The organism is Burkholderia sp. AU45274, assembly GCF_030482505.1.
Lineage (GTDB): Bacteria > Pseudomonadota > Gammaproteobacteria > Burkholderiales > Burkholderiaceae > Burkholderia.
Genome location: NZ_JAUJQE010000001.1, coordinates 1518479 through 1532844 on the forward strand (window position 1 = coordinate 1518479; position 14366 = coordinate 1532844).

Annotated in this window: 13 protein-coding genes; 3 read left to right on the forward strand and 10 right to left on the reverse strand. The window is 67.8% G+C overall.

Translation table 11 applies throughout. The features are described from left to right. Nucleotides 1-11: 11 nt before the first annotated feature. Nucleotides 12-695, reverse strand: a complete 684-nt coding sequence (locus QZM35_RS06775) for a hypothetical protein (protein WP_089429086.1) — start codon at nt 693-695, stop codon at nt 12-14. Nucleotides 696-1698: 1003 nt separating this feature from the next. Between QZM35_RS06775 and QZM35_RS06780 the strand changes: the two genes are divergently transcribed. Beyond that, nucleotides 1699-2424 (forward strand): lysozyme inhibitor LprI family protein, encoded by a 726-nt coding sequence (locus tag QZM35_RS06780; RefSeq protein ID WP_174972541.1) that lies wholly within the window; start codon nt 1699-1701, stop codon nt 2422-2424. 52 nt (nt 2425-2476) lie between these two features. On the opposite strand, the gene QZM35_RS06785 is transcribed toward QZM35_RS06780, so the two are convergent. From QZM35_RS06785 to QZM35_RS06815, 7 genes are all read right to left on the reverse strand, one after another. Next, nucleotides 2477-3250, reverse strand: a complete 774-nt coding sequence (locus QZM35_RS06785) for an SDR family NAD(P)-dependent oxidoreductase (protein WP_301775635.1) — start codon at nt 3248-3250, stop codon at nt 2477-2479. A 32-nt stretch (nt 3251-3282) separates the two neighbouring features. After that, nucleotides 3283-4869: a FadD3 family acyl-CoA ligase gene (locus tag QZM35_RS06790; RefSeq protein WP_301775636.1), complete on the reverse strand. Its 1587-nt coding sequence runs from the start codon at nt 4867-4869 to the stop codon at nt 3283-3285. A gap of 39 nt (nt 4870-4908) precedes the next feature. After that, a complete protein-coding gene (locus tag QZM35_RS06795) occupies nt 4909-5970 on the reverse strand; it encodes a ferredoxin--NADP reductase (RefSeq protein ID WP_301775637.1) in 1062 nt (353 codons plus the stop codon). Between the two features lie 15 nt (nt 5971-5985). Beyond that, the gene (locus tag QZM35_RS06800; protein WP_089429085.1) at nt 5986-6504 is read right to left on the reverse strand and encodes a flavin reductase family protein; all 519 of its coding nucleotides are present in this window, start codon (nt 6502-6504) and stop codon (nt 5986-5988) included. After that, nucleotides 6504-8261, reverse strand: coding sequence for an FAD-dependent oxidoreductase (locus QZM35_RS06805; RefSeq protein ID WP_301775638.1), 1758 nt, complete (start codon nt 8259-8261; stop codon nt 6504-6506). The genes QZM35_RS06800 and QZM35_RS06805 overlap by 1 nt, the downstream gene beginning before the upstream one ends. A gap of 10 nt (nt 8262-8271) precedes the next feature. Then, nucleotides 8272-9465 carry an acyl-CoA dehydrogenase family protein gene (locus tag QZM35_RS06810; protein ID WP_089432785.1) on the reverse strand — a complete coding sequence of 398 codons (1194 nt, stop codon included), beginning with the start codon at nt 9463-9465 and terminating at the stop codon, nt 8272-8274. Between the two features lie 163 nt (nt 9466-9628). Continuing rightward, nucleotides 9629-10768, reverse strand: coding sequence for an LLM class flavin-dependent oxidoreductase (locus QZM35_RS06815; RefSeq protein ID WP_089427349.1), 1140 nt, complete (start codon nt 10766-10768; stop codon nt 9629-9631). A 258-nt stretch (nt 10769-11026) separates the two neighbouring features. Between QZM35_RS06815 and QZM35_RS06820 the strand changes: the two genes are divergently transcribed. Continuing rightward, nucleotides 11027-11377, forward strand: coding sequence for a VOC family protein (locus QZM35_RS06820; RefSeq protein ID WP_011355015.1), 351 nt, complete (start codon nt 11027-11029; stop codon nt 11375-11377). Nucleotides 11378-11428: 51 nt separating this feature from the next. Here QZM35_RS06820 and QZM35_RS06825 read toward each other — a convergent pair whose 3' ends face one another. Then, the gene (locus tag QZM35_RS06825; RefSeq protein WP_089427348.1) at nt 11429-12289 is read right to left on the reverse strand and encodes a LysR family transcriptional regulator; all 861 of its coding nucleotides are present in this window, start codon (nt 12287-12289) and stop codon (nt 11429-11431) included. 157 nt (nt 12290-12446) lie between these two features. Here QZM35_RS06825 and QZM35_RS06830 point away from each other — a divergent pair, with 157 nt between their 5' ends. Beyond that, nucleotides 12447-13835 carry a DHA2 family efflux MFS transporter permease subunit gene (locus QZM35_RS06830; RefSeq protein ID WP_301775639.1) on the forward strand — a complete coding sequence of 463 codons (1389 nt, stop codon included), beginning with the start codon at nt 12447-12449 and terminating at the stop codon, nt 13833-13835. 9 nt (nt 13836-13844) lie between these two features. On the opposite strand, the gene QZM35_RS06835 is transcribed toward QZM35_RS06830, so the two are convergent. Next, nucleotides 13845-14225 (reverse strand): DUF4377 domain-containing protein, encoded by a 381-nt coding sequence (locus tag QZM35_RS06835; RefSeq protein WP_089432787.1) that lies wholly within the window; start codon nt 14223-14225, stop codon nt 13845-13847. Nucleotides 14226-14366 lie beyond the last annotated feature (141 nt).

Genomic DNA, 14366 nt, shown 5'->3' on the forward strand with positions numbered 1-14366 from the left:
CTGCCCACCGCTCAGAACCGATACGAAATCCCGATCTGCAACACCGGGTACCACCGATAGCGCGACATCACCTGCCGCAGCGAATCCAGCCCGCTCGCGGTCAGGATCTGGCTCTTCGCCGGCCCGGCCGCGGCCGCCAGTTCCGGCGACAGCGTGTACGAACATTTCGGTATCCCGTAGGCCACGCCAAGATCCGCGACGAAGCCCAGCCCCTTCGATGCCGGCCGGTGCCCGTAGCCGATCCCGAAGTACGGCATCACGGTCGGATAGCGCGCTTCCGCCACCGCGTTCATCCCCGGCATCGCCGGATAGCGCTTGCCGCCGAACACATAGGAGCCATTGGTCGGCACCGATACGCCACGGAGTTCGTCGTCGTTGAAGCGCAGGCCGAGCGTCGCCCGGAAGCCGCTGCCGCGCCATGGAAAGATGTCCGCGTACAGGCCGCCCTGGCGCAGCTTCAGGTCGTCCTGATAGCGATTGCCGGCTACCGTGAAGTCATGCGAAAGATCGATCGCATTGAAGTCCGCGTGCGCGCCCAGCATCGAATTGAAGCTCACGGCCGCGCCGATGCCGACGCCCTGCGTGCCGCCCTGCAGGTAGATCTCCTGCGCGAGTACATGCATGCTCGCGGCGCACGTCACCGCGACCGCTACCCATTGGTTCACCGTCGTTTTCACGGGCGCCTCCCCCGACATGTGCCGGGCGCGCCTCGCCAACGCATGCGACCTGCGCCGCCACGCGTGACGCGAACCCCGGCACGACACCTTGCAAGCACGCTTGCTGTTCGACGGATCGGGAGCGCGTTGCCCCTTGCGCATGGCCGATACGACATGCGCGGCATGTACGTCGCTCCAGGCGGCGCCCACGCCCCGATCCGATTCCCCGTTTGTTTCGATGTCGCTGCATGCCGCCGATGCGTTCATCGTGGTTGCGTGTTTCGTTTGCACCGGCGGCACCGGGTCAATCGCAAAGCGCGTGCCATGCGGCGCAAATCGAAGCGGGACATGCGTCATCACCGAACGTCGGCAGTCGCGCGGCGTGTAATCGGAGGAAATGTTTCAGGAACGCATCGTTATTCGGCAGACGAAGCCGGGACATGCGATCCGATGTGTCCGCATCGATGCCGCAATGCGTATTGAACGCGGCGGGACGGCCTTCAGCGCATGCGAGTCGTCGTTGCCGTCAAGCGCATGCGGCGCAATGCGTGGACGAAACGTTGCAAGGATGTGACCGCGCGCGGCTCGAGCGCGTGGCCGATGTGCGATCGCACGTGGCAATTCAGGGTGAATACGGGTGCCGGCGCGTGTTTTTCATTTGAATGCAGCCACGATGCTCCAATTTATTGACTTTCCAGATCACCAACCAAACGAAGCAGCTTGGTACAATCCATCGACCAAGACCAAGCCGATTTATAAATCAATCCGGCCACCGGAAAATTGCAGACGAGGCATTCCACGTCGAATATCCGCGGCAACCATCGGCGATTCATAAGACCAATCGATTAGCGGGGGAAATGTGAAACACATCGCAATTCTTTTGTTGGTAGCAGCCACTGTTGCTGGTTGCAATTCGAAACAATCCGACAACAGCACTCAGTCGTCAGCAACGAGCCCCAGCACATCAAGCGATACTTCCACGCCGCAGCAGCCGCCTCCAGTGGTGGCCCCTGCGCCGCCTCCCCCTTCACACAACTACGCAATGAGCCAAGATGGCACGTATGGTTACGAGCCTGCGCTTAGTGAAGACGACGTGAGAGCAGGAAAAGCCACGAAGGCGCTTGTCATGATGCGCTACGTTGGACTTAGGGATGGCAGCTATATTCTGCTCCTGGTCGATGAAGACAACCCGAACATTTCGAATCGCATTACCTGTTCGGCCCCGTGCAATTTCGCCAAGTCGCAAACCATGGCTGGTGATTCGATTCTTAAAACTGAAACAGTACGGGTTGTACCTAATTCCCTGATCGGCGCGATGGTCGAAGACGCGATGTCGGGGCAACTGACACCTTATGGTCAACGCACGGCAACGTTGCCCCAACCTCAACAATCATCTACTACGGCAATCTCGACACAATCGAACTTGCCTGCTGCTCAGCCGGTGGCAAATCAACCAGCAAGCGATGCCGCAGCTTCACCGCTGCAACAAACAAGCTTCGACTGTGCCAAAGCCAAGTCCATTCCAGAATTTCTGATCTGTCACGATGCCGATCTTGCAGCTTCAGATCGGGATCTTGCCGCGACATATCAACAAGCGAAAGATGCTGTCATCGACAAGACCGCCTTTGTTGAGCGGACACGAAAGCAGTGGAATTTTCGCGAGAAGAATTGTCGAGACAAGGACTGTCTGACATCGTGGTACGCGTATCAGAAGCGCGTTCTGACGAAGATCGCCCAAACCGGCGATGTCAACGTTCAAGACAACTGACGCGACTCGGCGACGATGAAGCCTGCTCGTCCGAGCAGGCTTTGTGTACCCGCTACAACCCATACCCCCCAGACACATTCAACTGCTGCCCGGTGATGTAATTGGCCCGGTCCGACGCCAGGAACACCGCCGCCCGTCCGACATCGTGCGCCTTCCCCCAGCGCTTGAGCGCGAGCATCTTCTGCGTCTCGTCGATCCACGCCTGATCGAACTGCCCCTGTTCGAGCAGCACCGGAAACATCCCGGCCTCGATCACGCCGACCAGGATCGAATTCGCGCGAATGTCGTAACGCCCTTCCTCGCGCGCCAGCCCTTTCACCAGCGCCTCGTTCGCCGCCTTCGGCGCGACCGAAAGCCCGTCGCGATCCGGCCAGCGCAGGTGCCCGGCCGAACCTAGCGTCACGAACGATCCGCCGCCCGACGCACGGAAGTGCGGCAACGCAGCCTTCGCCGCCACGAAGAAGCCGACCGTCTCGACGTCGATCGCGCGGCGCCAGTCGTCGTGCGTCATGTCGCCGATGTGACGCTGGTTCACGAACGGCCCGGCCGCCCAGACGACCGTGTGCACGCGGCCATGCGCGTCGATCGCGGCCGCGAGCGCGGCATCGACCTGGGCGGAATCGGTCACGTCCACGCAGTGCGTGGTGGCCGCGACGCCTTCGCCGCGAATCTCGCGCGCGACGCGCTCGGCCACGTCGGCCTTGCTCCGATAGCCCACCGCGACCGGCACGCCGGCACGCGCAAACTCGAGCGCGACACCCTGCCCGATCCCGCCGCTGCCGCCGAACACCAGCACCGCGCCCTGCGGAAACCCGTTGTCGTTCATGCGTTCATCCCGTTCGTGTGTCGCGGCGGCGCTCAGGCCGCCGCGTCGATCCCCGCCCGCAGGCGGTACTTCAGCACCTTGCCGGCCGCGCTCGTCGGCAGTTGCTCGACGAACGTGAAATGCCGCGGCACCTTGTAGTTCGCCATGTTGCGGCGTGCCCAGTCGTTCAGTTCGTCGGCGCCGGCATGCGCGCCCGGCCGCAGCACGACATACGCATGCCCGACTTCGCCGAGCCGCGTATCGGGCACGCCGACCAGCGCGACCTGCGCGATCGCCGGATGCGCGGCGAGCAGCCGCTCGATCTCGGCCGGATAGCAGTTGAAGCCACCGACGATGAACATGTCCTTGATGCGATCGGTGATCTTCAGGTTGCCGTTCGCATCGACGCAGCCGAGATCGCCCGTATGCAGCCAGCCATCCGTATCGATCGTCTCGCGCGTCGCGTCCGGCTGGTTGAAGTAGCCGCGCATCACGTTGTAGCCGCGCACCCAGATCTCGCCGGTTTCGTCCGGCCCGAGCGGCTCACCGCCTTCGCCCGCGATACGCAATTCGACATCCGGCATCGGGCGCCCCGACGTATAGGCAACGGTTTGCGCATCGTCACCCTGACGGCACAGCGTCGCGAAGCCGCACGATTCGGTCAGTCCGTAGCCGGTCAGCACCGTCTCGAAGCCGAGCTCCGCGCGCATCCGCTCGATCAGGCTCGGCGCGATCGCCGCCGCGCCCGTCACCGCGATCCGCAGCGACGACAGGTCGCGCGTCGCGCGATCGGGTGCGTCGAGCAGCGCGTAGTACAGCGTCGGCGGGCCGGGCAGCACCGACACGCGATCGTCGGCGACACGCCGCAGCACGTCGGCCGGCTGGAACACGAGATGCGGCAGCACGGTCGCGCCGCTCGACAGCGCGGCGAGCCAGCCCGCCTTGTAGCCGAACGTGTGGAAGAACGGATTGACGATCAGGTAGCGGTCGTCGGCGCGCACGCCGGCGATCGCCGCCCACGCCTGCGCGGCGCGCAGGTTCTGGCCGTGCGCGGTCATCACGCCCTTCGGGCGGCCCGTCGTGCCGGACGTGAACATCAGGTCCATCACGGTGTCGGGCGTGACCTGCGCCTCGCGTTCGCGCACCGCGGCCAGCGGCACCTCGGCGCCGCGTGCGAGGAACGCGTCCCAGGTCTCGTCGCGCGCGCCTGAAGGCGGCTCGCCGTCGAACACGACGACGCGCTCGAGCGTCGCGGGCCGGTGCGGCGCGAGCATCGCCGGATACGATTCGCCGAGGAAGGTGCCGCAGCAGAACAGCAGCCGTGCGCCGCCGTCGTACAGGATGCCGCCCACCTCCATCCCCTTCATCCGCGTATTGACCGGCACGAGGATCGCGCCGACGGTGTGGATCGCCAGCGCCGCGACGATCCATTCCGGCAGGTTCGGCGCCCACACCGCGACGCGGTCGCCTGTCTCGATACCGCTCGCGAGCAGCGCGCGGGCCGCGGCGACGCGCGCAGCATCGAGTTCCGCGTAGGTCAGCCGGCCATGCTCCGACTCGATCGCCGGATGCGCGCCGTGGCGCGCGGCTGCCCGGGCGATCAGCGCGGGCGTGGTCAGGATTTCGTTGTCCATCGTCATAGATCAGGGTGGCCGTGCGCGCCGCCGGCGCGCGACGGCTCAGTCGGGAAACACCACGCGCAGCGCGTCGCTCGCGGGCCGTGCGCAACAGGCGAGCGTCCAGCCGGCCGCGATCTCGTCGTCGTCGAGCACATGGTTGCTGTCGAGCGCGACTTCGCCGCGCTCGATCCGGCACATGCACGCGCCGCATTGCCCCATCCGGCAGGAATTCGGCGCCGGCACACCCGCGCGCAGCATCGCGTCGAGCAGCGTTTCGCCGGGGGCGCTGTCGAACGCGAACGCGTCGCCGTCGAGCACCGTCTCGATCGCCGCGCCGTCGCCGGATGCTGCGGCCGACGCCGCCGCTACGACGCTTGACGCCGTCGTATCCGCCGCCGTCGACGCCGGCGCATCAGGCAGCGAGGCAAAACGCTCGACATGGACCCGCGAACGCGGCAACCCGAGGCCGAGCATCGCGGCCAGCGCGTTCTCCATGAACAGCGCGGGCCCGCAGATGAACGTCTCCTGCTGGCTGAACGGCCGCGCGAGCTCCTCGAGATGGCGCTGCTGCGGAATGCCCTGCACGCTGTCGAGCCAGTGGATCACGCGCAAGCGGCCCGGATGGCGCTGCGCGAGCTGCTGCAATTCGGCGCGGAAAATCACCGAGCGTTCGTCGCGGTTCGCGTAGATCAGCGTCAGCATCCCGCGTCCGTGCACGAGCGCCGATTTCAGGATCGACAGCACCGGCGTGATGCCGCTGCCGCCCGCGAACAGCAGCAGGTCGCCATCGAGCGCGCGCGGCGTGAACACGCCGGCCGGCGGCAGCACATCGAGCGTGTCGCCCGGCTTCACGCGGTCGCACAGCCAGTTCGACGCGCGGCCGTCGCGCACGCGCTTGACGGTGATCTTCGGCGCGGCGTCGATGCCGGGCGCGCTCGACAGCGAATAACAGCGCGCGACGGTCGCGTCCGCGCACGGCACGTTCAGCGTCAGGAACTGGCCGGGCCGGTACGCGAAGGCGTCGCGCAACGCGGCCGGCACGTCGAACACGAACGAGCACGCGTCGTCGCTTTCGGCAATCACGTCGGCCACGGTCAGCCGATGGAAGCGCGAATCGCTCATGGCCGGCTCCTCACGTCACGCGGCCGCACGGGCCACCGGCGCGCCGGGCGTCGTGTAGGCGCCGTCGAGATAGACGAGCGGATCGACGTCGCCGCTCATCAGCACCTCGCGGATACGCCCGATGAACACGGTGTGCGTGCCGTATTCGAAGCGGCCGTCCTGCTCGCACACGAGGCTCGCCTGCGCGTCGCGCAAATACGGCACGCCGAGCGCCGACGTGTGCCAGTCGCCGGTCGTGAAGCGCGCCTCGCCCTTCAGGCGGCCGCTGCAGTCGATCGCGATGCCTTCGTGCGCCGCCGACAACACGTTCACGCAGAACCCGGCGCCCGCGTCGAGCGGCGGATACAGCGACGCGCTGCGGTTGATGCAGATCAGCAGCGAAGGCGGATCGGTCGACAGCGAATCGACCGCCGTCGCGGACATCGAGTAGCGCCGGCCGTCGTGCGCGCTGCTGATGACCGTGACGGAGCGCGCGAGGCGGCGCATCGCGAGCAGCATGTCGGTGCGCAGCGGATGGGTGGTGAGATCGCTCATCATTGGACTCCGTCAAGTTCAGTCGTGGATGGCCGGGCGGGCTGCCCGCCGGCGTCGGCCGCGCGAGCAGCCAGGTGGTCGGCGGCGAGATACCCGAAGGTCATCGCCGGACCGAGCGTCGAGCCCGCGCCGGGGTAGCTCGCGCCCATCATCGAGGCGCTGGTGTTGCCGATCGCGTAGAGGCCGTCGATCGGCTCGCCGTCGGCGCGCAGCACGCGGGCGTGCACGTCGGTGACGAGCCCGCCCTTCGTGCCGATGTCGCCCGCGTCGATCCGCACCGCGTAGAACGGCGCCTGGTCGACCGGCCCGAGGCACGGGTTCGGCTTGTTCCGCGGATCGCCGTAGTACGTGTCGAACAGGTTGTCGCCCTTGCCGAACGCTTCGTCGATCCCGGTTGCCGCATAACGCGCCATGTCGCGCAGCGTGTCGTGCAGGCCAGCCGCGTCGACGCCGATGCACGCAGCGAGCGCGTCGATCGTGTCGGCCTTCACGATCACGTCGCGGAACGCGGCCGGAATCCGTGAATCGGGCATCATCGACGCCGGCATGATCGGACCGCACGGATACTTGCGGCGAAACCGCGCGTCGAACACCATCCAGGCCGGCACGTTCGCGCCGGTGCGCGCATGGTCGCGATACATCGCCGGCACGAATTCGGAATACGGCGCGGCTTCGTTGACGAAGCGCTTGCCGAGGCGGTTCACGATCACGCAGCCCGGCAGGTTGCGTTCGACGAACAGCGCGCGCTGCTTCTCCTCGCCCGCGACACCGACCGTCGGCGCGCCCCACACGTGCGTCATCAACGCCAGCGCGCCGCCGAGCCGGTGGCCTTCAGCGATCGCGTCGCCGGTGTTGGCCGGCGGCGTCGCGCTCCACTGCGCCTGCGTCGGCTGCGGCAGGTAGCGTTCACGCATCGGCTGGTTGCGCTCGAACCCGCCCGCGCCGAGGATCACGCCACGCCGCGCGACGATCGTCACCGGCTGCCCGAAGCGCTGCGCGCGCACGCCGGTCACGCGGCCGTCGACGTCGAGCAGGTCGCGCATCGGCGTATCGAGCCACACGGGCACGTTGCGGTCGAGCAGCGCACGGCGCAGCCCGCCGATCAGCGCGTTGCCGAGCGTCAGGCGCCGGTCGCGCCGCGTGCGGCGGCGCATCCCGATATCGAGCCAGTAACGGCCGAACTGCGCGATCGCGAGCTTCATGAAGCCGGGCCCGCGCGAGAACAGCGTGTGCGCCTCCTTCGACGTCACGGCGACGCGCCCGCCGATCAGCGTGCCGGGCGACGCCGGCCGCAGCCGGTCGAGTTCGTCGCCGAGCAGCCCGCCGTCGAACGGCATCGGATCGAGCGCGCGGTAGCCCGGCATCGCGCCCGGCACCTTCTGGAAGTAGTCCGCGTATTTCGGCAGCGACTGGTAACGCACCGGCGTTTTCGTTTCCAGGTAGCGCAGCATCTCCGGCGCGCGGTCGAGATAGGTGTCGATCTTCTCGGGCGTCGATTCGCCAGCCACGCAGGCTTCGATATAGCCGCGCGCGGCCTCGCGCGAATCGGTCGCGCCCAGCTCGACGATATGGTGGTTGCACGGCACCCAGATGCCGCCGCCCGACACGGCCGACGTGCCGCCGTACAGCGCCGTCTTCTCGATCACGACGACGGACAGGCCGCGGTCGGCCGCGCGGCACGCGGCGAGCAGCGCGCCCGCGCCCGAACCGACGACCACCACGTCGAACACGTATTGCGGTGCTTGCGGGTCGTTCATCGCGGCCTCGTCAGATGAAGAAGTCGGTGTTCTCGCGGCCGAGCATCACGGCGCCGAGGTTCTGGCCGAAGCGGTCCACGTTGTTCGCGTAGTGCGCGCGGGCCGCATGCAGGTCGAGGAAGCGGCGCACCAGCGGATTGCGGTGATAGATGCCGTTGCCGCCCGCGTAGCGCAGCAGCGCGTTCGCGGCCTGCGCGCAGCGCTCGGCGACCTGCGCGGACTGGTAGCGGAAATGCACGCGGCGCTCGATCGACACGGCCGGGCCGCCGGTGACGGACGCCATCAGTTCCGCGAAATTGCGCTTGAGCAGCACCTGCATCTCGTCGATCGCGACGGCCGCGTTCGCGCACGCGTTCTGCGCGCCCGGATCGTCGGTCGTCTTCGCGCCGCTGTTGGCCGACACGCGCGTGGCCGCATAGCCGGTGAAATCGTCGAGCGCACCCTGCAGCGCGCCGATGCACGACGTGCACACCGCGCGCACGAAGATCTGCGCGAACGGCAGCTTGAACAGCGGCGCGTCGTTGACGGCGAGGCCCGGGCTCGTGCCCATCATCCCGTCGATCGCCTTGTGCGTGCGGTACGCGGGCACGAACACGTCGTCGACGACGATGTCGTGGCTGCCCGTCGCGCGCAGGCCGAGCACGTCCCAGTCCTGCTGGATCCGGTAGTCGGCTTTCGGCAGCAGGAAGGTGCGGTATTCGGGCGGCTGGCCGGCAACGGCTGGCGGCACCAGCGCGCCGAGGAACACCCACTCGCACAGTTCGCTGCCGCTCGAGAACTTCCAGTGGCCCGACAGGCGGAAGCCGCCGTCGACCGGCGTCACGCGGCCGACAGGCATGTAGGTCGACGCGATCAGCGTCGTCGGGTCGTTGCCCCACACGTCCTGCTGCGCGCGTTCGTCGAACAGCGCGAGCTGCCAGTTGTGCACGCCGACGACGCCGTACACCCACGCGGTCGACATGCAGCCGCGCGCGAGCGCCATCTGGATGTCGAAGAACGCCTGCGGATCGAGCTCGTAGCCGCCGTAGCGCTTCGGCTGCAGCACCTTGAAGAAGCCGGCGGCCTGCATGTCGGCGATCGTCTCGGCCGGGATGCGGCCCTGCGCGTCCGCCTGCGCGGCGCGGCCGGCCAGCGTCGGCGCCAGTGCCTCGGCCCGGGCGATCAGCGTGGCGGCCAGTGCGTTCGAATCGTTGTCGCGATGCACGAATGTCTCCTGTGAAGCGGGTGATGCGCTGCGGCGCGTGCCCCGCTCTCGTTCAAAGTTGTCCGGCGCGGCCTGGCCGCGGGCGATGCTCGCCACCACCGATGGTCGGCTTCGCGCGAGCGCGCCGCATCGTCCGACCGGACGACGGGCGCGGCCCTGTGCATCACGCGCAGGCGCGCGCCTTCTCGCGGTTGAAGAACGGAATCACGTGCTCGCCGATGTTGCGGATCGTCTCCATCTGCGCGTCGTGCGGCACCGTGCCCATCTGGCACAGGAACAGCACCTCGTCGACGCCGGCTTCCTGCAGGCGGCCGACATAGCCGATGCAGTCGTCCACCGTGCCGTACGCGTGGTTCGGGTTCATCATCGCGAGCGCCGGGTCGGCGAAGTTCACGACGACTTCCTCCGACGCGAAGCGCGAGCGGATCACCATCTCGCCGGTATCGGCCTGCACGAGGTCGTCGCCCCACTTCGCCGGGTCCGGACGCTCGCCGCCCGTGTACCAGTACGCGAGCGATTCCATGAAGTAGCGCTGGCCGCGGATGCCGATCTTGCGGGCGGCCTGGCCGTCGGCCATCACGACCGTCGGGCACAGCGCCGCGAGGTGCTGGGTCGGGCGGAAGCCGACCTGGTCTTCCGGCTTGCGATTCGCCCACGCTTCGCGATACACGGCGTTCTTCTTCGCGACTTCGTCGGGGCCACCGAAGCCGAGCACCAGCGCGCCCATCCCGCGCTGCCCGGCGCGCAGCAGCGCGTCGGTGTTGGTACACGCGAGGTACATCGGCGGATGCGGATCCTGGAACGGCTTCGGGTGGATCGGACGCTTCGGAATCTTGATGTACTTGCCGTCGTGCTCGATCTCGTCCTGCACGAACATCTTCGGCACGAGGTACATCGATTCGTCGATCATCGGCTGCAGTTCGTTGAGGTCGTAGCCGAACGCGCCGGCTTCCTGCTGGCTGCCGCCCTTGCCGACGCCGAAGTGCACGCGGCCGCCGGACAGGATGTCGAGCAGCGCGACGCGCTCCGCGACCTTGATCGGGTGGTTCATCGCCGGCGGCAGGCACACGACGCCGTGGCCGAGGCCGATGCGCGTCGTGCGGCCGGCCAGGTACGCAAGGAAGGTTTCCGGTGCGCTCATGTGCGCATAGTTGGTCAGCGACGTGTGCTCGACGCACCAGATCGTGTCGAAGCCGACCTGCTCGGCGAGCAGCGCCTGTTCGACCGTCTCCTTGAATACCCGGTGGTCGCCCTCGCGCGATGCGTCGGTGGTCTGGGCTTCGTAGATGAGGGAAAACTTCATTGCGTGCGTCTCCATGGTTGTTGGACGAGTCGGGTCGTGCAGCCCGCCCGCACGATACGGACGAAGCGCGACGGTCCACGAATGGGAGTGTCGGCGCACGCACGGGTGCGGGCATCGTCTGTTCGGAGTACCGGCGCGCCTGCGGGGACAGAGGGGTTTCACCGTCATCCGATCGGACTGCGTGAGCGCGCGACCGGCGCGCTAGCATCGAACGGCGGGCGCGTGGCGCGCGCCGACCAACGACAAGGGAGAGAGGGAATGAAGGTATCGATGCTGCTGTATCCGGTCGACGACATCGACACGGCGCTGCCGCTGTTCGTCGACGGACTGGGCCTGAACGTGAAGTTTCGCGACGGCGACCGTTATTGCGCGCTCGACGGCGGCCCGCTGACGATCGCGCTGGTCGCGGGCGACGAGCAGATCGTCGAGCGCGCGGCGCTCACGCTGCGCGTGGACGAGGACGACGACCTGTATGCGGCGATGGCGCGAGTGGTGAAGGCCGGCGCGTCGGTGCGCGTGCCCGTGCAGGCCGGGCCGCACGAATACCGCGCGGTGCTGGAGGACAAGAACGGTGCATTGCTCGTGATTTCGCAGAAACGGGCCGCATGACCGCACGCCGCGCGGGCGCCGGATACGGGCGCCTCGTGCGCGGCGCGCCCGCTAGGCGTGCGCGCCCGGCGTGCTCAGGTCGCTCGCTTCGAGCAATTCGAGCAGTGTGCGCGCCGGCTGGCTGAGCCGCTTCGCGGCCAGCGCGATGAATTCGATGTCGGGCAGCACGGGCAGCGCATCGCCGTTGACCAGCGGCGCGAGCCCGCGTGTCGACAGATAGTGCGACGTCGCGGTCAGGCCGAGCCCCGCGCGCGCGGCCGCGATGCAGCCCGGCTGGCTGCTGCTCGAACACACGACTTCCCAGCCGATCCCCTTCTCCGCGAGCGCGTTCAGGACGATCGCGCGCGTCACGCTCGGCTCGGCGACCAGCACGAGCGGCAGCGGCCGCTCCGGATCGACGACGGTGCCGGGCCGCGCGACCCATTCGAGCCGCGTGCGCAAGAGCGGCGTGCCGCGCCGCTCGCCGAGCCGCCGCTTGCCGATCATCAGGTCGAGCGCGCCCGCGTCCAGCCCTTCATACAGCCGACTCGTCATGCCGGTGGTGATTTCCAGCGCGACGTCCGGATGCGCGGCGCGAAACCCGGCGAGCACGTCCGGCAACGCGACGAGCGCGAGATCGTCCGGCGCGCCAAGGCGCACCCGCCCTTTGAGCCTCGGCTTGCGAAACTGCGATTCCGCGCGGTTCAGCGCCTGCAGGATCACGTTCGCATGCACGAGCAGCGCCTCGCCGTCGGCCGTCATCGCGATCGAATGGGTATCGCGCACGAACAGCCGCCGGCCGACGCTCTCCTCGAGACGACGGATGTGTTCGCTGACGCTCGACTGGTTGAGCCCGAGCTGCCGGCCCGCTTCGGTGAAGCTGCGGCAGTTCGTGACGGTCGCGAACGTGTTGAGCCAGACGGGATTGAGCATGGCGCATTGTCATCGGCAATACCGATGACAGTCAACGTCTTCAGGCAGCTTCCCGATGACCGTCGGAATCGGTACCATCGTGCGCTTGGAGACCGCAGGCGCCACGCAACCGCGTGAAGGCGCCCTCCGCGCCGGCCTTTGCACCACCGATTTCGCCATGTCCCGGGAACCCACACATTCCGCGCTGCTCTGGATCGTCGCCGCTGCATTCTTCATGCAGTCGCTCGACACGACGATCGTCAACACCGCCCTGCCTTCGATCGCGCAAAGCCTGCATGCGTCGCCGCTGGCAATGCAGCCGGTCGTGGTCGTCTATACGCTGACGATGGCGATGCTCACGCCGGCGTCCGGCTGGCTCGCCGACCGGTTCGGCACACGCCGCGTGTTCTCGCTCGCGATTCTCGTGTTCGTGCTCGCCTCGATCGGCTGCGCGGCGTCGCATACGCTCGGCCAGCTCGTCGCCGCGCGTGCGCTGCAGGGCATCGGCGGCTCGATGCTGCTGCCGATCGGCCGGCTCGCCGTGCTGCGCCGCGTGCCGGGCGAACAGTACGTCGCGGCGATCGCGTTCGTGTCGATCGCCGGCCAGCTCGGCCCGATCGTCGGGCCGACGCTCGGCGGCTGGCTCACGCAGGCGATTTCGTGGCACTGGGTGTTCATCGTCAACGTGCCGGTCGGCGTGGTCGGCTTCGTCGCCGTGCAGCGCTACCTGCCGCACGACCAGGCGCACCAGCCGCCGCCGTTCGACTTCGTCGGCTGTGCGCTGCTGTCGGTCGCGATGATCGCGCTGTCGCTCGCGATCGACCCGCCGATGCCCGCGCATCGCGCCGCCTGGGCGGCCGGGCTCGCCGTGGTCGGGCTGGCGAGCGCGCTTGCGTACCTGCCGCACGCGCGGCGCCGCGCGCAGCCGCTGTTCCGGCTCGGGCTGTTTCGTGAGCCGAACTTCGGCTCGGGGCTGCTCGGCAACCTGCTGTGCCGGATCGGCACGAGCTCCGTGCCGTTCATGCTGCCGCTGCTGATGCAGGTGCAGCTCGGCTATACGCCGCTGCAGTCGGGGCTGATGATGCTGCCGGCCGCGATCGCGGGCGTCATTGCTAAACGCTGGATCGCGCCGCTCGTGAAGCGGTTCGGCTACGCGACGTTCCTGGTCGTGAATACGGGGATCGTCGGGTGCGCGATCGCGGGGTTCGCGCTGGTGTCGATGCGGCCCGCGCCACTGCTGGAAGGCGCGCTGCTGATCGTGTTCGGCACGGCGAACTCGATGCAGTTCGCCGCGATGAACGGCGTGACGTTGAAGGGGCTGTCGCATGCCGACGCCGGCAGCGGCAACAGCCTGTTCACGATGATGCAGATGCTGGCGATGGGGCTCGGCGTGTCGATCGGCGGCGGCCTCGTCAACCTGTTTGCCGACTATTGGGGCTCGATGGCGCACGGGTTCATGCTGTCGTTCACGTGCATGGGCGTGGTGACGCTGCTGTCGTCCGTCGTATTCCGGCAGATCGATACGGCCGCGCCGCCGGCCAGCGCGGCCGCACGCCCATCCGCGTGAGCGCGGCCGTCAGTTCACCTGGCGGCGCTCGACGACGCGCTTGAGCACCCAGCGGATCGACGAACCGTCGGCCGGCGGCTGCGCAACGTGGTACTCGTCGATTTCGAGCGTGTACAGGTAGCCGGGCTGGTACGCGAAGCCTTCGATACCGGCGTACCACAGGCTCCACGGCTCGTTGGGGCCGTTGCGCACCTGCAGGCACTCCATCGGCGCGACACCCGTGCAGCGCGCGGATTGCGGCGCGACGTACACGGTCTTGGTCACCGGCTTGCTGTCGGCCGGGCGCACCGCGTTCGGCTGCGTGGCGACCGCATCGGTCTGGCATCCGGCGAGGAGCGTGCTGCCGGCAATGACGGCCGCGCCGAGCAGCGTTCTGGATGGGCGAATCATCGGGTGTTCCTCTGGAAGCGTTGGAGGGCCGATTAGAGGCCCTCACGGCAAGAAAGTTCACAAATACCTTACAGAATTCACGCCACCTCTTTCATGCCCGGCGGATCGCACGACCTCGCGGTAGCGGAGACGTGACTATGC